The organism is Candidatus Accumulibacter propinquus (assembly GCF_056856495.1).
The window spans coordinates 607,841-627,450 of sequence record NZ_JBSEHC010000002.1; the positions used below are offsets into that span (position 1 = coordinate 607,841).

Below are 19,610 nucleotides of genomic sequence, written 5' to 3' on the forward strand. Positions count from 1 at the left end.
CGTTGCATAGGTGCATCCTAGAGTTTACATAATATCAATTATACGAAGTTGATTAGCTGCCGGAGCTTTTTCTCCATGCCACAGGTTACGGCCAACAATCTTCAAATCGAATACGAATCCTTCGGTGACGAGTCGGCGCCGGCCATCCTGCTGATCATGGGGCTCGGCGCGCAACTGGGGCGCTGGAACATCGAACTCTGCGAGGCGCTCGTGGACCGCGGTTATCGCGTGCATCCGTTTTGACAACCGGGACTGCGGCCTGTCGAGCAAGCTCGACGCAGCCGGGGTTCCGGATATTGGCCGCTGCGCTGCGCAGCGGCATGCCGCTGACCGCACCTTACACGCTCGAAGACATGGCGGCGGACTGTGTCGGCCTGCTCGATGCGCTGGGAATCCCGAAGGCCCACATCGTCGGCGCGTCGATGGGCGGCGCGATCGCGCAGATCGTCGCGGCCCTGCTATCCGCAGCGCACGCTGTCGCTGACCAGCATCATGTCCACCAGCAGTCATCCCGATCTGCCACCACCAACGCCCGCGGCGGCACAGGCGCTGTTTGCACCCCTGCCGGCGACGCGTGACCAGGAATCGCTGGTGGAGGACGCCATCAGGCGCCAGCTGGCGGTGGCCAGCCCCGAGTACCCAAGCTGTCCGCAGCGCCTGCGGAGCCTTTTCGTCGAGGAGCACGAGCGCGGCTTCCACCCGCGCGGTGTCACGCGTCAACTGGCAGCCTTTCTGGCCAGCGGTGATCGGCGCACGTTGCTGGCAACGATTCGGGTACCGACGCTGGTCCTGCATGGGGCCGACGATCCGCTGATCCCGGTCGCCTGTGGTCACGATGTTGCGGCCCACATCCCTGGCGCCCGGATGCGGGTGATCGAAGGCATGGCGCATGACTTTCCCTTGGCGCTGACCGAGGTCTTTGCCGAGGCCATTACCACCGTGGCGAAGGCCTCGGACCACTGAGTTGCTCCGCCGTCCTGTCCGTCCGGCGAGCCGCGTTTCGGTGATCGTCGGGCACGCCGCCGTGCTGCGACCTCCTTCGGCACCGCCGTGGCGAAACTGTCGATGAATACCCTCCTCGCCCCGGAACCCCTGATTTTTGTCGACCTGGAGACCAGTGGCGCCAATTTCGCGAATGACCGGATCATTGAAATCGGCCTGATCGAAGTCGATCAGAGCGGAACACGCGAATGGAGCGTGCTGGTCAATCCGGAAAGGCCGCTTTCTCCGTTCATCACCGGGCTAACCGGCATAGATGATGCGATGCTCGACTCCGCCCCCCCTTTTCGTGAGGTGGCGCCTGTACTGCTTGACCGTTTGCGCGGACGCTTGTTCATCGCCCATAACGCGCGCTTCGACTACGGTTTCCTGAAGTCCGAGTTCAGTCGCCTAGGGATGGATTTCCGCGCGCCAAACCTATGTACCGTCAAACTGTCGCGCAAGCTGTTTCCGCAGCATTACCGGCACAACCTCGATACCCTGGTCGAGCGCCATGGCCTCAGCGTGGCCGGTGATCGCCATCGCGCGCTGGCCGACGCGCGCGTGCTCTGGGACTTGTGGCAATGCTGGCACCGGCTGCTGCCGGTCGATGCGATCCGGGACGCGGTGACGACCATTGTCGGCCGCCCGCACCTGCCCGCGCAGCTCGACGCCGCGCTGCTCGACGATTTACCCGAAGCGGCGGGTGCCTACGCGCTGTACGATGAGCACGATCGCCTGCTGCTGGTCCGGCACAGCAGCAATCTTCGCCAGCAGGTGCTGGCACACTTTACGATCGGCAACCGCGACACGGTACTGTTCCGCAACACCTGGAGAATCGAGTGGCGTGACGCCGCCGGCGAATTGGGTGCGCGTCTGCGGGCGATCGAACTCGCCGGCTCGGCGTCGCCTGGCGACCCGGCACCACCCGCCACGCGTCGCGGCCAGCGCATCGGCGTGGCGGCTACAGAGCTCTGTTCGTGGCAACTCCGGAAGTTTGCGGAGGGTGACTTCCGACCGCAACTCGTTTTTTCACAGGACATCGATTTTGCTCTGGCTGACGACCTGTTCGGCCTTTACCCGAATCGTCGAGAGGCCATGCGCAGCCTGCGCACACTGGCTGATGCCCAGCATCTGTGTCCCCGGCAGCTCGGCCTCGAGGACACCGCAAAGGCGGGAGCCTGCACCGCCTATCGGCAGAAGAACTGCCGGGGTGTGTGCATTGGCAAGGAAGCCGTCGGGCTGCACAGCGTCCGGTTGATGACTGCCCTGGCCAAGCTCAAAGTCAAAGCCTGGCCCTACAAGGGGCCGGTGCTGCTGATCGAGCAGGATGAATTCGGCATGCGTGAAGACCACCATCTGGTCGACCGCTGGCGCCTCGTGGCCACGCTACACAGCGAGGATACCTTGCAGGCGTGCCTGGCGCATGGACCCACGACCCGCAACTTTGATCCCGGGATCTACCGCACCCTCAACAAATTTCTGCAGGCCGGCAAGGTCCGCGTGCGCCCCCTGCCCCCGTTCTCACTTTGAGCGCTCGATGGCTGCCGGATCGCCCGCGCGGCCGCCAGCCTTGCGCAACAAGTCGGCAATGTCGGTGTTGTCTGTTTTCAATGCCCAGTCGATGGCCGTCGCGCCGCGCTCGTTGGCAATGTTCGGGTCGGCCCGGTTCTGCAGCAGCAGTTTGACGACCTCAATGTGGCCAAAGCGTGCGGCAAACAGCAGGGCAGTAGAACCATTGGCCGTTGTCGCGTTGACTTCGGCACCCTTCTTGAGCAGGTAGTCCACCACCGCGGCATGGCCATTGAAGGCCGCGTAGATCAGCGGTGGCCAGCCATACAGGTTGATATCGGCGCCTGCTTCGACCAGGCTTTTCACGAACGGCAGCTTGCCCTGGTAGGAGGCCAGGCTCAGCGCTGTTTCGCCGTTGCGATTGCGGACATTGATGCGCGCTCGCCGCTTCAGCAGGTAGTCGAACAACTCCATGTTGTCGCGCTGTACGGTTTGCATCAGCAAGGTGTTGCCCGCGGCATCGACCGAATTGACGTCCATGCCGCGGTTGATGAGTTGGATGGCCCAGGGCGTGTCCCCGGAGATCAGTGCCTCCTCCATGTCTTCATACACGCCGGCGGAGGCAAAGGCTGGCAGGAGCAGGGCAAACAGCAGAGCAACAGTCTTCATTGGGCAACTTTCATGCGGGCTTCCGGAAACAGACGAAAAAAATTGGTGGTGGTGGCATCGACAAGGTGTTCATAGCTGAGGCCGCGCAGGCGCGCCACCTCCTCAGCGACGTGCTTCACGTAACCCGGCTGGTTGGTTTTCCCACGGTAGGGCACCGGCGCGAGGTAGGGCGAGTCGGTTTCAATCAGTAGACGGTCGAGTGGTACGCGCTGCGCCACATCGTGCACCGTGCCGGCATTCTTGAAGGTGGCAATGCCGGACATGGAAATGTAAAAGCCCTGATCGAGGGCCGCCTCGGCCACCTGCCAGCTCTCCGTAAAGCAATGCATGATGCCGCCTGCGTCGCTGGCACCCTCCTCCTGCATCACTCGCAGAGTGTCGGTTGCCGCCTCCCGGGTATGAATCACCAACGGCTTGCCGGCGACACGGGCGGCACGAATATGGGTCCGAAAACGCTCACGCTGCCATTCCGGAGCGTCCTTGTGCCAGTAATAGTCAAGCCCGGTTTCGCCGATGGCAATCACGCGTGGGTGGCGCGCCAAATCGACGAGTTCGTCGACCGTCGGTTCGCGTACATGGGTCGCCTCGGGATGGACGCCAACCGTAGCCAGAATCGCCGGCCAGGTCTCGGCAAGCGCCAGCACGCGCGGCAGATCTTCAAGGTTGACGGCGATACAGACGGCGCAGCCCACGCCATTGTCGTGCATCAGGTCGAGCACCTGATTGATCCTCGCGGACAACTCGGGGAAGTCGAGGTGACAGTGGGAATCGACCAGCATCACGGCGCCATCAGACGGTATGCGTCGGACGGCCGGACTGCATCACGCCACCCAGCAGCCCTTCGATGCGCCGACGCGCTTCGACGCCACTTTCGTCACTCTTGAAATGCACACCAATGCCCTGCGCCTTGTTGTTCTGCGCGCCAACCGGGGTGATCCAGACGACCGTACCGGCAATCGGGAGCTTGGCCGGGTCGTCCATCAGCGACAGGAGCATGAACACTTCATCACCCATGGCATAGTTGCGAGTCGTCGGAATGAAGATGCCGCCGTTGCGCAGCAGTGGCATGTACGCTGCGTACAGCGCAGATTTCGAGTTGATGTTCAGCGACAGTACGCTTGGGCGCGGTGCTGCGCTCGCTGTCGGTTTGGGGGGGGCTGCGTCTGCCATATCCCTATCAGGAGGTTCGGAAGAGCCTGGCGTAGCTCAGGAAGAAGTCTTCGAGAAACAGACGGCTATTCAATGGTTGTTCGCACTGGGCCCGGTATTGTAGCGCCTTTTTGTTGAACGCCAAGAGCTTGCGGGTATCGGTCGCCTGTGCCAGCCGTTGCAGCAGCGGTCCCTGCGGCAGAAAGTAACGCGGTGGCAGTCCTTCACAGGCCAAAGTCAGATCGAACAGCCACTTCTGAGCCCAGTCGATGACCCGTTTCAGAGCTGCCGGACGCTTTTCGGCCCTGACTGTCTTGTCGAGATTTGCCGCCGCAGCCAGGGCATCGAGCCCGGTGCCACGCGACACCTGCGCAAGCAGCGAATCAAGCAGGACCCTTTCGCCGCTAACGCTGAGTTCCAGTGCCAGCAGCGGTGCCCCCCCGGCGAGTGCCAACCAGTCTCCGGCGTCGCGGACGCCGGCATCACTGAGCCAGCGTCCAGCAAGGGCACGGGCCGGGCAGCGCACGGGTACCGCCTGGCAACGGCTACGAATCGTTGGCAGAAGGCGTGATGGTTCACTGGTAACCAAGATAAACAACGTGTTGTCTATCGGTTCTTCAAGTGATTTAAGAAGTGCGTTCGCAGTCGGGCGGTTCATCGCCTCGGCCGGGTTCAGCAATACCAGGCGCGCGCCATGGCGATGGGTGCCCACGTGCAGAAAGTCATCCAACCCCCTTACCTGATCAATCGTGATCTGCTGGCTGGGCTTCTTCTTGCCCGCATCACTGCCTTCGGCTACCGCGCCCCCCGCATCGGCGGCCACGACTTCCGGCTGCAAACGGCGCAGGTCCGGGTGGTTGCCCTGCGCGAGCCAGCCGCAAGCCAGACACTTGCCGCAGGCCTCACCAGAATCGGTGAGATTCTCGCAGAGCAGCGATTCGGCGAAGGCGCGTGCCAGGTCGAACTTCCCGATCCCGCGTGGGCCAGAGATCAGGAGGGCATGCGGGAGTTGCTGGCGCCTGGCACAAAGCTGTTGCCAAACCGCATGATGCATCTCAATTATTTTCATAAACAATAATCTACAACAGCTTTTTTAATCAGATTCTCGATGATGTCCGGGGCCTGATCGGCATCGATCACCCGTATGCGCTGCGCTGCTGCGGCCGCGCGCTCAAGATAGGCCTGTCGCACACGTTTGTGAAAATCGGCCTGCTCCCGTTCGAAGCGGTCCAGCGAGCGTTCCTGCGCCGCGATGCGTCGGCGAGCAACGGCGGACGGCAAGTCGAAGAGCAGTGTCAGGTGCGGCTGCAGATGCCCATGTACCCACTGCTCGAGTTGCAGGAACTTGGATTGGTCGAGGCCGCGTCCGCCGCTTTGGTAAGCATAGGTGGCGTCGCTGAAGCGGTCACAGATCACCCATTCGCCACGCGCCAGGGCCGGCTCGATCACCTGTTCGAGATGTTCCCTGCGGGCGGCAAACATCAGCAGGGCCTCGGTCTCCAGGTGCATGGTCTCGTGCAGCAGCAGTTCGCGGAGCTTCTCGCCAAGCCGCGTACCGCCGGGCTCGCGGGTGCACACCACCGTTTTGCCGTGGCGGCGAACAAACGCCGCGGCAGCGGCAATATGGCTGCTCTTGCCGGCGCCGTCGATGCCTTCGAAGGTGACGAATCGGCCTGCCTGTGTGCCTTCACCGTGACTCAAGGTTTCGCACCCCTCTGGTAGCGTGTAACGGCCTGGTTGTGTTCCGCGAGCGTACTGGAAAAATGGCTGCTTCCATCACCGCGAGCGACGAAATACAGCGCCTCGGTCGGAGCCGGATGCATCGCCGCCTGCAGGGACGCAAGGCCGGGCATGGCAATCGGTGTTGGCGGCAGGCCAGGACGCGTGTAGGTATTGTAGGGCGTATCGGCGAGCAGGTCGCGTTTGCGCAGGTTGCCGTCGAAGTTTTCGCCCAGGCCGTAGATCACGCTTGGATCGGTCTGCAACAGCATTCCCCGGCGCAGCCGGTTGACGAATACGCCGGCCACCAGCGAACGATCCTGTGCCCGCCCGGTTTCCTTCTCGACGATCGAAGCCATGATCAAGGCCTGGTAGGCATCACGATAAGGCAGCATTGCCGCCCTCCCCTGCCACTCGTCCAGCAGATGCCGCTGCATTGCGCGGTACGCTCGCGCCAGCAGTTCGACATCACTGCTGCGCTTCGCAAAAAGGTAGGTATCTGGAAAGAATGCTCCTTCGGCTACCCCTTGCGGCGCGCCTACCAGACGCATGATCTCCGCCTCGGGCATACCCAGAGTGTCGTGGCGGAGGTCAGGATGCGCATCGAGGTGCCGGCGCAACTGGGCAAAAGTCCAGCCTTCGATGAAAGCAAGTTCTGCCTGCGTGAAGTCGCCACGCGTCAACTTCTTCAGCAGGTCGACTGGCGTGATGCCGCGGGTGATTGCGTAGCTACCGGCCTTGATCGTAGTGTCGGCACGCATCAGCCTGGCCAGCAGGAGCAGGATCCACGGGTCCAGTTCAACGCCTGCGGCGGCGATCTCCCGGGCAGCACCGCGCATGCTGCTGCCGGGGACGATAGTGAATTCGACCGACTCCCGCTGCAGATCCATTGGCGTCAACGCCAGAGCGGCGACCAGCATGGTCAGCAGCGTCAGGGCCAGGGCAAGGATAACCAGCAAGCTGCGGAGGAGTTTGCGCATCAATCCGGCGCAGCCGGAGAGGCTGCAGGGGGCTGTTACGGGGAATGGGCTTCGAGTCGTCCTATAATAGCCGAAAGCCGCAGCCCTGAACTCACGACTCGCCCAGAGGGTCAGAGCTGACTCTCGGCGGGACCTGCTCGAGAACCGCTTCGCGGTAAGCGACGGGTATACACTTGCGAAAAACACCTGATGGAAATGAAGCGACGATGAGTTCGAGCTGGCTGGAATTTCTTGGCACCTGCGGTGCACGCACGGCACGGGGCGTGGTCACCGATTTTGGCGATGCCGCTGCGGAACTCGCCGCAGCGCGTACGGCGACAATCGTCTCGCCGCTGCGCCACCTCGGCGTACTCGAAGTCAGCGGCGCAGAGGCAAGGTCTTTTCTGCACCAGCAACTGACCAGCGACGTCAAGCACCTCGCCGAAGATGCGGCGCAACACTCGGCCTGGTGTTCGGCCAAAGGCAGGATGCTCGCCAGTTTTCTCGTCTTCCGCAAGGGTCCCGCCTATCATTTGCAATTGTCCGCGGACCTGCTGCCGCTGGTCCGCAAACGCCTGCAGATGTTCGTCCTGCGCAGCAAGGTGCATATCGCCGACCAGGCGGGCGCCCAGGAACTCCTCGGCGTGTCCGGTCCGCAAGCCGAGAGCGTCCTGCGAATGGCCAGCCTGCCGATCCCGGCATCAGCCCTGGACACGGCCGCATTCGCTGCGGGAATCGTCATCCGCCTCGACGCCCACCGCTTCGAGATTGTGGTCGAACGCACCGCCGTCAGCGACCTCTGGCAAGCACTGCAGTCGCACGCCCGCCCGGTAGGGAGCGGCGTGTGGCAGTGGCTCGAGATTCAGGCCGGTATTCCACTGATCACCGAACGGACGCAAGAAGAGTTCGTTCCGCAAATGGCCAACTTCGAAAAACTGGGTGCGGTCAGCTTTCACAAGGGGTGTTACCCCGGTCAGGAAATCATCGCCCGCACACAGTACCTCGGCAAGGTGAAGCGCCACCTCTATCGCGTGCATTCGGCCAGCCCGCTGGCCGCCGGTCAGGTGCTCTATTCACCCGCCAACCCCGAACATCCGTGCGGCATGGTCGCCAATGCCGCACCGGCTCCGGCGGGCGGTTACGATGCCCTGGCGATTGTCCAGGAGACTTTTGCCGCTGCCGGTGATCTGGAACTCGCCGTTCCGGGTGGCGCGCGTATCGATATCCTGCTGCAGGGGGCCTAGGTCGCCGCCCGCCGCAGCCGACGATGTGCCTCATTCTGATCGCCTGGCAGGCACACCCGGACTATCCGCTGGTCGTTGCCGCCAATCGCGACGAATTCTTTGCTCGCCCCACCGCCGCCGCCGCGTTCTGGCCGGACGCCCCGCAGGTCCTGGCGGGACGGGATCTCGAAGCCGGCGGCACCTGGCTTGGCGTCAGCCGGCAGCGGCGTTTCGCGGCCGTGACCAATTACCGCGAGGGTGGCCGACAACGCGTCGACGCCCGCTCGCGCGGTGCCCTTGTGGCTGATTTTCTGACCAGCCGGGCCGGCCCGGTCGCCTATCTGACCCAGCTTGAAACGGCTGCTGCCGAATACAACGGGTTCAACCTCGTAGTCGGTAATGGCGAGTCTCTGGCCTACTACTCGAATCGTGGCGACGGCCAGCCCCGCTGGCTGAAACCAGGCATCTATGGTCTCTCCAATCATCTCCTCGACACGCCGTGGCCGAAGCTGGCCAGCGCCAAGGCGGCCTTTGCCGCGGCGCTGCTGGCGTTGCCGGCTAAGGATCTGTTCCTGGATCTGCTCGCCGACCAGGAAATCGTTCCCGATACCCACCTGCCTGAAACCGGCGTACCGCTGGCCTGGGAGCGCATCCTGTCGGCGGTGTTCGTCTGCGCGGAGAACTACGGCACGCGCGCCTCGACACTGCTGACCATCGATCGCGATGGGCGAAGCACGCTGCTCGAGCGCAGCTTCGACGCTGCTGCCCGGGCGTCCGGTGAGGTCTGCGAAACCTTTCAGTCTTCGCTGATATCGACTGAGGTGTAGGGCGGGACCAGTTCGAAAAGTTCGACGATATCGGCGTTGTGCATGCGGATGCAGCCGATCGACCCCGGGCAACCCATCGGCGTGCTGTCCGGGCTACCATGGATGTAAATGTAGCGGCGCATGGTATCGACGCGGCCGAGGCGGTTGCGTCCCGGCTCGCAGCCGGACAGCCAGAGGATGCGCGTGAGAATCCAGTCGCGCTTCGGGAACCGCTTGGCGAGGTCGTGGGAGTAGATTTCCCCGTTGGGCCGGCGCCCGACAAAAACCGTGTTTTCGGCTTGTCCCGCGCCAATCTTGGCACGCACCAGATGTCTGCCGCGCGGCGTGCAAAAACTGCCATTGACTTCGCCAGCGCCCTTCGCCGCTGTCGACACGCTGTAGGTGCGCAGCACCTGGCCGGAGGCGTTGGACAGGCGCAGCGTCTGCTGCTTGATCGAGATATCGATGTGCACCCTCATTCCCCTCGACGCCTGCGCCGTGCGGCAAAAAAGTCGGAAAGCAACTGGCCGCATGCTTCGGCCAGGACCCCACCGACGACACCGGTGTGATGGTTGAGGCGTTCGACCGCAAAAAGATCCACCACGCTGCCATGCACGCCTGTCTTCGGATCACGGGCACCGTAGATCAGGCGTGCAATGCGCGCCTGCAAGACGGCTCCGGCACACATGGCGCAAGGTTCGAGGGTCACGAACAGTTCGCAGCCGGGCAGACGGTAGTTCCGCAGATTGCGCGCGGCGTCGCGCAAGGCGGCAATTTCGGCATGCGCCGTCGGGTCGTGTTCGCCAATTGGCGAATTGAAGCCGCGCCCGACGATAACCCCATCACGAACGACCAGCGCACCCACCGGCACCTCGCCCAGACATTCGGCAGCACGCGCCAGCGAGAGCGCCTCGCGCATGAAGTATTCGTCTTCCATCGCCGGCATTCTACCCCAGCGCCGGGCACGCTACTGACGTGCCGAGAGGTAGACAACGCGCGCCCTGCTGCAGCGCTCAGGACGCCGGCGGGCGGACAAAAATCTCCACACGCCGGTTTTGCGCGCGCCCTGCATCGGTGTTGTTCGGTGCAATCGGTTCGTCCTGACCGCGCCCGAACTGCTGCAGGCGCGCGCCGTCGACGCCGCGTGCCATAAGGTAACTTGATACCGAGCGGGCACGTTCCAGGGACAGTTTGCGGTTGCCGTCCGGGGTCCCGGTGCTGTCGGTGTGGCCGATCACGGTTCCGGTCACGCCACAGTACTCCCTGATCGTATTGGCCACGGAGTCCAGTGTGCCCGCAAAGGACGGGCTGATTTCGGCGCTACCGGAGCGGAACATCACCGAGCCTGGAATGTTCAGTTTCACCGAACCGTCGTCCTGTTCGGTCATGCCGATCATCTTGTTGTATTGCGAACCGACCAGGGCGCCGGTAAGAGCGCCCAGAAGGATGCCGTTGCGCGCCCCCACGCGCGAGTTCTTGGACACCGAACTACCGATTACGCCGCCGAGCACGCCGCCGGCAACGCCGCCGATGACTGCGTTGGTCGTGTCGCTGTTGCCCCCGCCTCCGCCGAGCGGTTTGCAGCCGACTGGTCCTGCCGTCTGCTGGTGCGGCCCGACAGCACAACCGGCAAGCGTCACGCCGGCCACAACGATAACGGAAAATCGATTCAGTTTCACTGGGTTCTCCCCTTCCTCAAAAGTGAGTCGACCGCAACTGCGGCTGACGATGAATAGTTCCGCTTTTTATCCTGCTCTTGACACACGCGTCAACTCAAGAATTCACAACGAGCCGCCGTGCGTCGATGCGCGCGGTCAGCTGCGCAGCATGCCGCCTGCAGCGAAGGATGCCGAGGCACCAAATGCCGCACCAGAATAGTCGCGCGTGCCCAAGAGTTGTGCGCCGAATCACGTCGGCAACGCCAGACGTGTCGAAAATCCCAACAAAAGCAAATGCATAGGTTTATGGCACAGAGTTTGCTTTTAGGGTTCTATCACAACCAAGCAATGGGAGCCGTGCACATGCGCAAGAAGAAACTCGTGATGGTCGGTAACGGCATGGCTGGCGTGCGCACGCTCGAGGAGTTGCTGAAGATCGCACCCGAGCAGTACGAAATCACCGTTTTCGGTGCCGAGCCGCACCCCAACTACAACCGCATCCTGCTCTCGCCGGTGCTCGCCGGCGAGATGACGATTCAGGACATCATTCTCAACGATCACAGCTGGTACGCGCAGCACGGCATCACGCTGCACCTCGGCAAAAAAGTCGGCACGATCGACCGCGTGCGGCGCCGGGTCATCGCCGACGACGGTACCGAAGCGACCTACGACCGCCTGCTGCTGTCGACCGGCTCCAGCCCGTTCATCCTGCCGGTCCCCGGCAACGATTTGCCGGGGGTCATTTCGTACCGCGACATCAGCGATACCGACGCGATGATCGACGCGGCCCGGCGCTACGGGCACGCGGTGGTGATCGGCGGTGGCCTGCTCGGTCTCGAGGCGGCCAACGGTCTGAAGCTGCGCGGCATGGACGTGACGGTGGTCCACCTCGCCGACTGGCTGCTCGAACGTCAGCTCGACCAGACGGCGGGCCGGATGCTGCAGAAGTCTCTCGAAGACCGCGGCCTCAAGTTCCTGCTCGGCAAACAGACCGAAATGCTGATCGCCGGCGAGAGTGGGCGGGTGGCTGCGATCCGCCTCAAGGACGGTCTGCAGATCCCGGCCGACCTGGTGGTGATGGCCGTCGGCATCCGGCCGAACACCGCGCTGGCCGAGTCGGCGGGTATCTACTGCCAGCGCGGCATCGTGGTCAACGACACCATGCAGACCTACGACCCGAAGGTCTACGCCGTCGGCGAATGTGTCGCCCACCGCGGCGTCGCTTACGGACTCGTGGCGCCGCTGTTCGAGCAGGGCAAGGTCGCGGCCAACCATCTGGCGAACTACGGCATCAGCCGCTATACCGGCTCGGTGACCTCGACCAAGCTCAAGGTGACAGGCATCGATCTGTTCTCGGCCGGTGATTTCTTCGGCAACCAGGAGACCGAGGAGATCGTGCTCAACGATGCCGCCGGCGGGGTCTACAAGAAGCTGGTGATCAAGGACAACAAGCTGGTCGGTGGTGTGCTCTACGGCGACACCGCCGACGGTCCCTGGTACTTCCAGTTGCTGCGCGACGGTCAGGACATTCACGAGATTCGCGATCACCTGCTGTTCGGGCAGTCGCATGTCGGAGACGTCGGCCACCAGGGTCACAGCAAGGCGGCGGCGATGGCCGACAGCGCCGAAGTGTGCGGCTGCAACGGTGTCAGCAAGGGCAGCATCGTCAAGGCCATCAAGGAAAAAGGCCTGTTCACGCTCGACGACATCAAGAAGCATACCAAGGCGGCCTCGTCCTGTGGTTCGTGCGCCGGCCTCTGTGAGCAGCTCCTTTCGGCGACCATCGGCGGTGCCTACACCCCGGCGGCGTCGAACCGCAAGGCCGTCTGCGGCTGTACGGACTACTCGCACCAGGAGGTGCGCGACGCGATCCGGGCGCAGCACCTGCTGACCATCGGCGAAGTGATGCGCTTCCTCGAATGGCAAACGCCGGACGGCTGCGAGAAATGCCGCCCGGCCCTGAACTACTACCTGATTTCGACCTGGCCACACGCCGCGAAAGACGATCCGCGCTCGCGCCTGATCAACGAACGTGCGCACGCCAACATTCAGAAGGACGGCACCTATTCGGTCGTGCCACGCATGTGGGGCGGGCTGACGACCGCGTCCGAGTTGCGCCGCATTGCCGACGTCGCCGACAAATATCAGGTGCCGACGATCAAGGTCACCGGCGGTCAGCGCATCGACCTGCTGGGAATCAGAAAAGAAGACCTGATCGGTGTCTGGAAGGATCTCGGCATGCCCTCGGGGCACGCCTACGGCAAATCGATCCGTACGGTGAAAACCTGTGTCGGCCTGGAGCACTGCCGCTTCGGCACACAGTTGGCGATGGACATGGGCGTCAAGCTCGAAAAGATGCTGTTCGACATGTACTCCCCGCACAAGGTCAAGCTCGCGGTTTCGGGCTGTCCGCGCAATTGCGCCGAGGCCGGCATCAAGGACGTCGGCGTGATCGGTGTCGACTCGGGCTACGAACTGTACGTCGGCGGCAACGGCGGCATCAAGACCGAGGTCGCGCAGTTCTTCGCCAAGGTGAAGAGCGACGAGGAGGTGCTCGAGTACAGCGGGGCCTTCCTGCAGCTCTACCGCGAGGAAGGCTTCTACCTCGAGCGCACCTGTCACTACCTTGAACGCGTCGGCCTTGACCACGCCAGGAGCCTGGTCGTCGAAGACGAAGAAAATCGCAAGGCGCTTTACGGACGCCTGCTGGCCGAGTTGAAGGACGCCCGCGACCCGTGGGCCGAACGCATTGCCGGCGTTGAAAAGAACGAGTACGAAATGCTTTCAGTATGAAGGACTGGAGAATACAAATGGCTGAATGGAAGTCGATCTGCACGCTTGAAGAAATTCCGCGCCTGGGTAGTCGCGTGGTGCGCTCGACCAGCGGCAACATTGCCGTTTTTCGCACCTCGGGCGGCGAGGTGTTTGCGCTGCGCGACCAGTGCCCGCATAAGGGCGGGCCGCTGTCGCAGGGCCTGGTACATGGCAACCAGGTGACCTGCCCCCTGCACGGCTGGAAACTGCGCCTGGATTCCGGCGAGGCCGTCGCGCCTGATCAAGGCTGTTCCCGTCGCTACCCGGTCCGGGTGGAAGGCGGCACCGTTTTTCTTGAAATCTGACCCGCACCGACTGGAGAAACTAGATGGACAACTCATTCTGGAAGGCCGGACATCGGCCGACGCTATACGCGGCATTTCTTTATTTCGACCTCGCCTTCATGGTCTGGGTGATGCTCGGCCCGCTCGGCGTGCAGATCGCCACGGATCTCGGCCTGTCGCACGCCCAGAAAGGCATGATGGTGGCCACCCCGGTGCTCGCCGGTGCGATCCTGCGCATTTTCATGGGCGTCCTGGTCGACCACCTGAAGCCGAAGATGGCCGGTGCCATCGGCCAGGTGATCGTCATCGTCGCCCTGTTCTTCGCCTGGTACTTCGGTATCCACAGCTACGAGCAAACGCTGATTCTCGGCTGCTTCCTGGGCGTTGCCGGGGCATCGTTCGCGGTCGCCTTGCCGCTCGCCTCGCGCTGGTACCCCCCTGAGCATCAGGGTACGGCACTGGGAATCGCCGGCGCCGGCAATTCCGGGACCGCCCTGGCCGCCCTGATCGCCCCCAGTCTGGCGATCGCCTTCGGGTGGAGCAACGTCTTCGGCCTGGCGCTGCTGCCGCTGATCCTGGTCTTCGCGTTCTATCTGCTGGCGGCCAGGGACGCACCGGAGTGCCCGCCGCCGAAGTCTCTGGCCGAGTACCTGAAGGTGCTCAAGGACAGCGACGCGTGGTGGTTCATGTTCTTCTACTCGGTGACCTTCGGCGGCTTCGTCGGCCTCGCCTCGTCACTGACCATCTACTTCAACATCCAGTACGGACTGGACGCGAAAACCGCCGGCTTCTTCACCGCCGCCTGCGTGTTTGCCGGCTCGCTGGTCCGACCCATCGGCGGCAACGTTGCCGACCGCATCGGCGGCATCAAGAGCCTTTCGGTCATGTACGTACTGGCGGCGATCTTTCTGGGCATCGTCAGCATCGGTCTGCCCACCGCCTGGATGGCCCTGCTGGCCTTCGTCGGGGCGATGCTGGCCCTGGGCATGGGCAACGGCGCCGTCTTTCAGTTGGTACCACAGCGCTTTCGCAAGGAAATCGGCGTCATGACCGGACTGGTGGGCATGGCCGGCGGCGTCGGTGGTTTCTATCTGGCGTCGTCGCTCGGTTATGCGCGGCAGATCACCGGCAGCTACCAGATGGGGTTCCTGATTTTTGCCGCACTCGCCCTGCTGGCTCTGGCCGGTCTGAGCGGGGTCAAGACCCGCTGGCGTACCACCTGGGGTGCGGCGCACCTGACGGCGGCCAAGATCTGATGCGCAGACACTGATTCGCAGCCATTTGTGAGCGGGCGGCAAGGTACAGTGCGACCTGCCGCCCTTCCCTTTCCGGAGCCGTTCCACGATGCCGCTTGAAGTCGACGTCGGTCATTCCTCGCTGACCGGTCCCCGTGAACGCAACGAGGACTTCTGCGGCATGGTCACCCCGCAGGGCGGGGAACTCGAAAACAAGGGGCTGATCGCTGCCGTCGCCGACGGCATCGGCGGCCACAAGGGGGGGCGTGAGGCCGCAGAGTACACGGTACGCGGCCTGCTTTCCGATTACTACGCGACGCCCGACACCTGGAGCGTGCCGCATGCGCTCGAAAAGGTGGTGGTCCCGCTCAACCGCTGGGTGATGGCCGAAGCCGGTCGCCAGCCCGACCTCGCCGGCATGGCGACGACACTGACCGTGCTGGTGCTGCGCGGCCGCCGCTACGTCTGCGCGCACGTCGGCGACTCGCGTCTGTACCTGCTGCGCGACGGCATCTGCACGCGCTTGACCAGTGACCATGTCTGGGAACACCCGGAACTCAAGAATGTGCTGTCGCGCGCGGTAGGCCTTGACCGTCACTTCCATCTCGATTTCGTCGACGGCGAGCTGCAGGAAGGCGACTGCTTCCTGCTCTGCTCCGACGGCGTCTGGGAACCGCTCGGCGGCGGCCGTATCCGAGCCGCTTTGCTGTCCCATCCCGACGCACAGCAGGCGGCGGCATCGCTGACCAGTCTGGCGCTGGCCTCCGGTGGCCAGGACAACGCCAGCGCCGTTGTCCTGCGCGTTGCCCGCCTGCCTCCGGAGAATTTGCGCGACTCGCTCGATGGAACGGCGCGGCTGCCGTTGCCGCCGCGTTTCAAGCCGGGCCAGATCTTCGACGGACTACGCATCGACGAGGTGTTGCACGATTCGCGAACGACATTGCTCTACCAGGTCACCGACCAGCTCTCCGGCCGGCAACTGGTGCTCAAGACGCTGCGCCCGGAGCTTGCCGACGATGCCGAGGAAATCCGGGCGTTGATCATGGAGGAGTGGCGCACGCGGCGCATCGTCTCACCCTTCTTCGCGCAGCTTGTACCGGCCGAAAAACGCAGTTATCTCTATTTTCTGCAGGCCTGGTACGAGGGCGCAACGCTGCAACGGATGCTCGACGCCGATCTCCATTTCACCGTCGCCGACGCCGTCCAGCACGGCGTCCGGTTGATGAAAGGGCTGTCCGCCCTGCACCGACTCGACGTTGCCCATCGCGACGTCAAACCGGCGAACATCCACATCGGCCGCGACGGTCACCTGCGCATCCTCGATCTCGGCGTCGCGCTCAGCCTGTCGGAAGACGAGTCCCCCCCCGGCAACCCGGGAACGCCGAGCTACATGGCGCCGGAACTGTTCGCCGGCGACAAGGTCGGCACGGCGCACGACCTCTACGCCGCCGGCGTCACGCTCTACCATCTGCTGACCCGCAAGTATCCCTACGGTGAGATCGAGCCTTTCCAGCATCCGAAATTCGCTGAACCGGTGCCCCCGACGCGCTATCGCCCGGACATCCCCGGCTGGCTCGAAAACATCGTGCTCAAGGCCGTCGCCAGGGATCCCGCGCAGCGTTTCGAAACCGCCGAAGAGTTCCTGCTGGCGCTCGAACGCGGCGCCAGTCGGCCACTCAACCGACCGCCGGTGACCCCATTGGCGATGCGCAACCCGCTGCTCACCTGGCGCATCATCGCCGGCATCTCGCTGCTCCTGAACCTGTTCCTGCTGATGCTGCTGACGCGCTGAAGCAGTCGGCGGTGGCATACCAATCAGCGCCGCCAGGATTAGCGAGAGTGACATGCCGAAAATCTGTTGCGTATGGTCGAGCGCTATTGTATTAGTATCTAATACAAATGACCTGCCATGAAAGGAGCCATCATGCCGAGAAACACCAGCGTCACCCTGGGCGAACACTTCGAGGGCTTTATCACCCAGCAGATCGATGCCGGACGCTTCGAGTCCAAGAGCGAGGTTGTGCGCGCCGCGATGCGGCTGCTCGAAGAGCACGAACAGAAAGTAAGCGCGTTGCGTCAGGCCTTGGTCGAGGGCGAGACGAGTGGCGAACCAGTGCCCCTTGCGATGGCCGCGATCATCGCGGAGGCGCGCCAGGAGGCCAAGAGCGGTTCCGTGGATGCTTGAGCTGGTTCTTCGTCCGCGCGCGCGCCGCGACCTCGGATGAGGCAAGCGGCGAACCGGCGGAAGTCACTCTTCGTCCGCGCGCGCGCCGCGACCTCAAGGAGATTTGGAATTACACCGTTCGGCAATGGGGTGCGGCGCAAGCGGATCAGTACCTGTACGACCTTGATCGGGAGATTCAGGGGCTTCTGAAGTTTCCTGAGTTGGGGACGCCCTACGATCATATCCGGGCGGGCTACCGGAGGCTGCACGTGAAACGTCATCTGGTGTTCTATCGCCGTAACGGTCAGCGCCTTGAGATTGTTCGTGTGCTTCACGATGCCATGGATGTCAAAAGCCATCTATGACCCGGCGTGAACTTGTCGAAGGATCCGACTATGGAAATCCTCAAAGCATCTATCCACTGCGTCTGCCTAACGGTCATTGCAGTTGCCGCCGCCCCGGATGATGAAAGAAGATGCGGGTTGGGAAGCGGCGGGTAGAGGTCGCGCAACATTTTGGCGGCTCGACCCCGCAAGCTAACGTGACCCGCTGAACCGACTCGTACCCCGGATTGCTGCCATCGAGCGCACACATTAAAAGGGCCGTTGGCGACCTGTCGCCTTCAGGCAATTTCGGTTCTGGCACCCACCGCCTCCCGCGTTCAAGTTTATGGCGAAAGGAGACGGTATGGAACTGGTTCCGATCCACAAGCGGGTCATTGGGCTGGATATTCATCAGGCCCAGGTCACGGCGTGCGCGATCATCGAGGAATCGGGCGGCGAGACACGACTCGAGCAGCGGCAATTTGGCGCGTTCAAACGGGACCGGCGGGAGCTGGCGGTCTGGGCGGCGGCGCTTGATCCGGACGAAGTCGTCATGGAAAGCACGGGCATCTACTGGAAGAGTCCGTATGCGGCGCTGGAGGCGGTCGGTATCCGGGCGACGGTGGTCAATGCCCGTCACGTCAAGCAGGTGCCGGGACGCAAGACGGATGTCGGAGATGCCCAGTGGCTGGCCACCCTGGCGCGAGCCGGTCTGCTCCGAGGGTCTTTCGTGCCGCCGGCCCGACTGCGCGAACTGCGTCTGATCGCCCGGCAACGGCAGAAGCTCGTCGGGCTGCTCTCGTCCGAGAAGAACCGCATGCACAAAGTGCTGACCGATGCCGGCATCCGTCTGGGCGTGGTGGTCAGCGATATCCATGGTCAGTCGGCACGCGCGATGATCAAGGGGATTCTCCGGGGGCAGGCTCCGCATGAGGTTCTTCAACTCGCCAGTCGACGTCTCAAAGCCAGCCGCGAGGAATTGCACGATGCCCTGCAGGGCGAATTGACCGCGAGTCACGTGTTCGTTCTTGACGAACTATTGCGGCATATCGAGGAACTCGAAGCGCGCATCGCCCGTTTCGACGCCCGCCTGCTCGCCGAATTGGCGAGCGAGCACAATGCACTCGCCCTGCTGCAAACCTTACCTGGCGTCGATCTCATCGGCGCTGCCATGCTGCTCGTCGAGATCGGCAGCGACATGAGCGTCTTCGGCACCTCGGACCGCCTAGCCTCCTGGGTTGGCCTCTGTCCGGGCAACAACGAGTCGGCCGGGAAGCGCCAGTCGGGACGCGTCCGCAAGGGCAATCCCTACGTCCGCCGACTCCTCTGTGAGTTCGCTCACGCCGCCAGCCGCACAAAATCGGCGTTCCAGGCCAAGTTCCAGTCGTTGATCGTTCGTCGTGGTCACAAACGCGCCATCGTCGCTTTGGCTCACAAGATGTTGCGCACCATTTTTTTCATGCTCAAGCGTGGCGAACATTACCGGGATTCCGCCACCAACTATGAGCAGCTCTCCGTGCAGCGCAACGCCTCTCGCTGGATCAAGGCGCTAACTCGCTTCGGCTTCATCCCCGCAGCCGCTTGATTCACGACAACCGATCTCCATGACCGCTCGCGGTCAGGTACTCGCGCGCTTGGAGACTGGGTTCTTTCACATTAATTCGATCAAGGCTGAGATTGTGCGCCGCGCCAAGGCCGAAGGCACGAGCCTCAACCAGTTCGTGGCGACCGCTGTCGCCGAGAAGCTGGCGGCCATGAACACCGCGACTTTTTTCGCCGAGCGCCGGGAGCGGGCTGATTTTGATGCTTTCGACCGCCTCATGCCGCGCCAGGGCGGCGAGCCGCCGCAGCCCGACGATCTGATTCCTTGAAATCCGTGAATCGAGCAGGGCCATGACCACGAGCGACCTGCCAACCACTGCACCGCCCGTTGCGTTCCGGCTCCTGACCTCCGAACGATTCCAGCGCCTGGCCGACGTGCCGCCGGAAATCGAGTGGTTCGCCAATCTCGACAACCAGGCCACCCGGCGCGCCTACGAAAACGCGCTGGGGATTTTATGACGTTCACCGGTATCGTGAAGCCGAAGGAATTCCGCAGCGTGACCAGCGTCCACGTC

24 protein-coding genes are annotated in these 19,610 nt (G+C 63.2%); 15 read left to right on the forward strand and 9 right to left on the reverse strand.

Annotated features, from left to right (window positions below):
* The first annotated feature begins 75 nt into the window (after nt 1-75).
* The 4 genes from AC15MQ_RS05140 to AC15MQ_RS05155 all read left to right on the forward strand — a co-directional run bounded on the left by AC15MQ_RS05140 (nt 76) and on the right by AC15MQ_RS05155 (nt 2,511).
* A complete protein-coding gene (locus tag AC15MQ_RS05140) occupies nt 76-243 on the forward strand; it encodes a hypothetical protein (RefSeq protein ID WP_483079514.1) in 168 nt (55 codons plus the stop codon).
* Nucleotides 244-296: 53 nt separating this feature from the next.
* A complete protein-coding gene (locus AC15MQ_RS05145) occupies nt 297-578 on the forward strand; it encodes an alpha/beta fold hydrolase (protein WP_483079515.1) in 282 nt (93 codons plus the stop codon).
* Nucleotides 493-963, forward strand: coding sequence for an alpha/beta fold hydrolase (locus tag AC15MQ_RS05150; RefSeq protein WP_483079516.1), 471 nt, complete (start codon nt 493-495; stop codon nt 961-963). Before AC15MQ_RS05145 ends, AC15MQ_RS05150 begins: the two co-directional genes overlap by 86 nt.
* Before the next feature lie 102 nt (nt 964-1,065).
* Complete coding sequence (locus AC15MQ_RS05155) at nt 1,066-2,511, forward strand: exonuclease domain-containing protein (RefSeq protein WP_483079517.1); 1,446 nt, start codon at nt 1,066-1,068, stop codon at nt 2,509-2,511.
* On the opposite strand, the gene AC15MQ_RS05160 is transcribed toward AC15MQ_RS05155, so the two are convergent.
* The 6 genes from AC15MQ_RS05160 to mltG are packed head-to-tail and all read right to left on the reverse strand — an operon-like array spanning nt 2,503 to nt 7,007.
* Nucleotides 2,503-3,159, reverse strand: coding sequence for an ankyrin repeat domain-containing protein (locus AC15MQ_RS05160; protein WP_483079518.1), 657 nt, complete (start codon nt 3,157-3,159; stop codon nt 2,503-2,505). The genes AC15MQ_RS05155 and AC15MQ_RS05160 overlap by 9 nt on opposite strands.
* Nucleotides 3,156-3,938, reverse strand: coding sequence for a TatD family hydrolase (locus AC15MQ_RS05165; RefSeq protein ID WP_483079519.1), 783 nt, complete (start codon nt 3,936-3,938; stop codon nt 3,156-3,158). Before AC15MQ_RS05165 ends, AC15MQ_RS05160 begins: the two co-directional genes overlap by 4 nt.
* Nucleotides 3,939-3,948: 10 nt before the next feature.
* Nucleotides 3,949-4,329: a PilZ domain-containing protein gene (locus AC15MQ_RS05170; protein WP_287651780.1), complete on the reverse strand. Its 381-nt coding sequence runs from the start codon at nt 4,327-4,329 to the stop codon at nt 3,949-3,951.
* 7 nt (nt 4,330-4,336) lie between these two features.
* Nucleotides 4,337-5,377, reverse strand: coding sequence for a DNA polymerase III subunit delta' (gene holB / locus AC15MQ_RS05175; RefSeq protein ID WP_483079520.1), 1,041 nt, complete (start codon nt 5,375-5,377; stop codon nt 4,337-4,339).
* Nucleotides 5,374-6,009, reverse strand: coding sequence for a dTMP kinase (tmk, locus tag AC15MQ_RS05180; protein WP_483079521.1), 636 nt, complete (start codon nt 6,007-6,009; stop codon nt 5,374-5,376). Before tmk ends, holB begins: the two co-directional genes overlap by 4 nt.
* Nucleotides 6,006-7,007, reverse strand: coding sequence for an endolytic transglycosylase MltG (gene mltG, locus AC15MQ_RS05185; protein ID WP_483079522.1), 1,002 nt, complete (start codon nt 7,005-7,007; stop codon nt 6,006-6,008). Before mltG ends, tmk begins: the two co-directional genes overlap by 4 nt.
* 206 nt (nt 7,008-7,213) lie before the next feature.
* Between mltG and ygfZ the strand changes: the two genes are divergently transcribed.
* Nucleotides 7,214-8,230, forward strand: coding sequence for a CAF17-like 4Fe-4S cluster assembly/insertion protein YgfZ (ygfZ, locus tag AC15MQ_RS05190; RefSeq protein WP_483079523.1), 1,017 nt, complete (start codon nt 7,214-7,216; stop codon nt 8,228-8,230).
* 23 nt (nt 8,231-8,253) lie between these two features.
* Complete coding sequence (locus AC15MQ_RS05195; protein ID WP_483079524.1) at nt 8,254-9,036, forward strand: NRDE family protein; 783 nt, start codon at nt 8,254-8,256, stop codon at nt 9,034-9,036.
* On the opposite strand, the gene AC15MQ_RS05200 is transcribed toward AC15MQ_RS05195, so the two are convergent.
* The 3 genes from AC15MQ_RS05200 to AC15MQ_RS05210 form a co-directional block, all read right to left on the reverse strand.
* Complete coding sequence (locus tag AC15MQ_RS05200; protein ID WP_483079673.1) at nt 9,006-9,488, reverse strand: L,D-transpeptidase family protein; 483 nt, start codon at nt 9,486-9,488, stop codon at nt 9,006-9,008. The two genes, AC15MQ_RS05195 and AC15MQ_RS05200, sit on opposite strands and share 31 nt — an antisense overlap.
* Nucleotides 9,489-9,490: 2 nt before the next feature.
* On the reverse strand, nt 9,491-9,952 hold the full coding sequence (gene tadA / locus AC15MQ_RS05205) for a tRNA adenosine(34) deaminase TadA (RefSeq protein WP_483079525.1): 462 nt from the start codon (nt 9,950-9,952) through the stop codon (nt 9,491-9,493).
* A 76-nt stretch (nt 9,953-10,028) separates the two neighbouring features.
* Nucleotides 10,029-10,694, reverse strand: coding sequence for an OmpA family protein (locus AC15MQ_RS05210; protein ID WP_483079526.1), 666 nt, complete (start codon nt 10,692-10,694; stop codon nt 10,029-10,031).
* 342 nt (nt 10,695-11,036) lie between these two features.
* Between AC15MQ_RS05210 and nirB the strand changes: the two genes are divergently transcribed.
* The 9 genes from nirB (at nt 11,037) to AC15MQ_RS05255 (ending at nt 19,554) form a co-directional block, all read left to right on the forward strand.
* Nucleotides 11,037-13,466, forward strand: coding sequence for a nitrite reductase large subunit NirB (gene nirB / locus AC15MQ_RS05215; protein ID WP_483079527.1), 2,430 nt, complete (start codon nt 11,037-11,039; stop codon nt 13,464-13,466).
* A gap of 17 nt (nt 13,467-13,483) precedes the next feature.
* Nucleotides 13,484-13,792: a nitrite reductase small subunit NirD gene (nirD, locus tag AC15MQ_RS05220; protein ID WP_483079528.1), complete on the forward strand. Its 309-nt coding sequence runs from the start codon at nt 13,484-13,486 to the stop codon at nt 13,790-13,792.
* 23 nt (nt 13,793-13,815) lie between these two features.
* A complete protein-coding gene (locus tag AC15MQ_RS05225) occupies nt 13,816-15,027 on the forward strand; it encodes a nitrate/nitrite transporter (RefSeq protein ID WP_483079529.1) in 1,212 nt (403 codons plus the stop codon).
* Nucleotides 15,028-15,115: 88 nt separating this feature from the next.
* A complete protein-coding gene (locus AC15MQ_RS05230; protein ID WP_483079530.1) occupies nt 15,116-16,798 on the forward strand; it encodes a bifunctional protein-serine/threonine kinase/phosphatase in 1,683 nt (560 codons plus the stop codon).
* Nucleotides 16,799-16,930: 132 nt separating this feature from the next.
* Nucleotides 16,931-17,191: a type II toxin-antitoxin system ParD family antitoxin gene (locus AC15MQ_RS05235; protein ID WP_483079531.1), complete on the forward strand. Its 261-nt coding sequence runs from the start codon at nt 16,931-16,933 to the stop codon at nt 17,189-17,191.
* Complete coding sequence (locus tag AC15MQ_RS05240) at nt 17,188-17,535, forward strand: type II toxin-antitoxin system RelE/ParE family toxin (protein ID WP_483079532.1); 348 nt, start codon at nt 17,188-17,190, stop codon at nt 17,533-17,535. The genes AC15MQ_RS05235 and AC15MQ_RS05240 overlap by 4 nt, the downstream gene beginning before the upstream one ends.
* Nucleotides 17,536-17,857: 322 nt before the next feature.
* Nucleotides 17,858-19,078 carry an IS110 family RNA-guided transposase gene (locus tag AC15MQ_RS05245; RefSeq protein WP_483079533.1) on the forward strand — a complete coding sequence of 407 codons (1,221 nt, stop codon included), beginning with the start codon at nt 17,858-17,860 and terminating at the stop codon, nt 19,076-19,078.
* A gap of 19 nt (nt 19,079-19,097) precedes the next feature.
* Nucleotides 19,098-19,364 carry a toxin-antitoxin system HicB family antitoxin gene (locus tag AC15MQ_RS05250; protein WP_483079534.1) on the forward strand — a complete coding sequence of 89 codons (267 nt, stop codon included), beginning with the start codon at nt 19,098-19,100 and terminating at the stop codon, nt 19,362-19,364.
* 22 nt (nt 19,365-19,386) lie between these two features.
* Nucleotides 19,387-19,554: a hypothetical protein gene (locus AC15MQ_RS05255; RefSeq protein ID WP_483079535.1), complete on the forward strand. Its 168-nt coding sequence runs from the start codon at nt 19,387-19,389 to the stop codon at nt 19,552-19,554.
* The last annotated feature ends 56 nt before the right edge of the window (nt 19,555-19,610 follow it).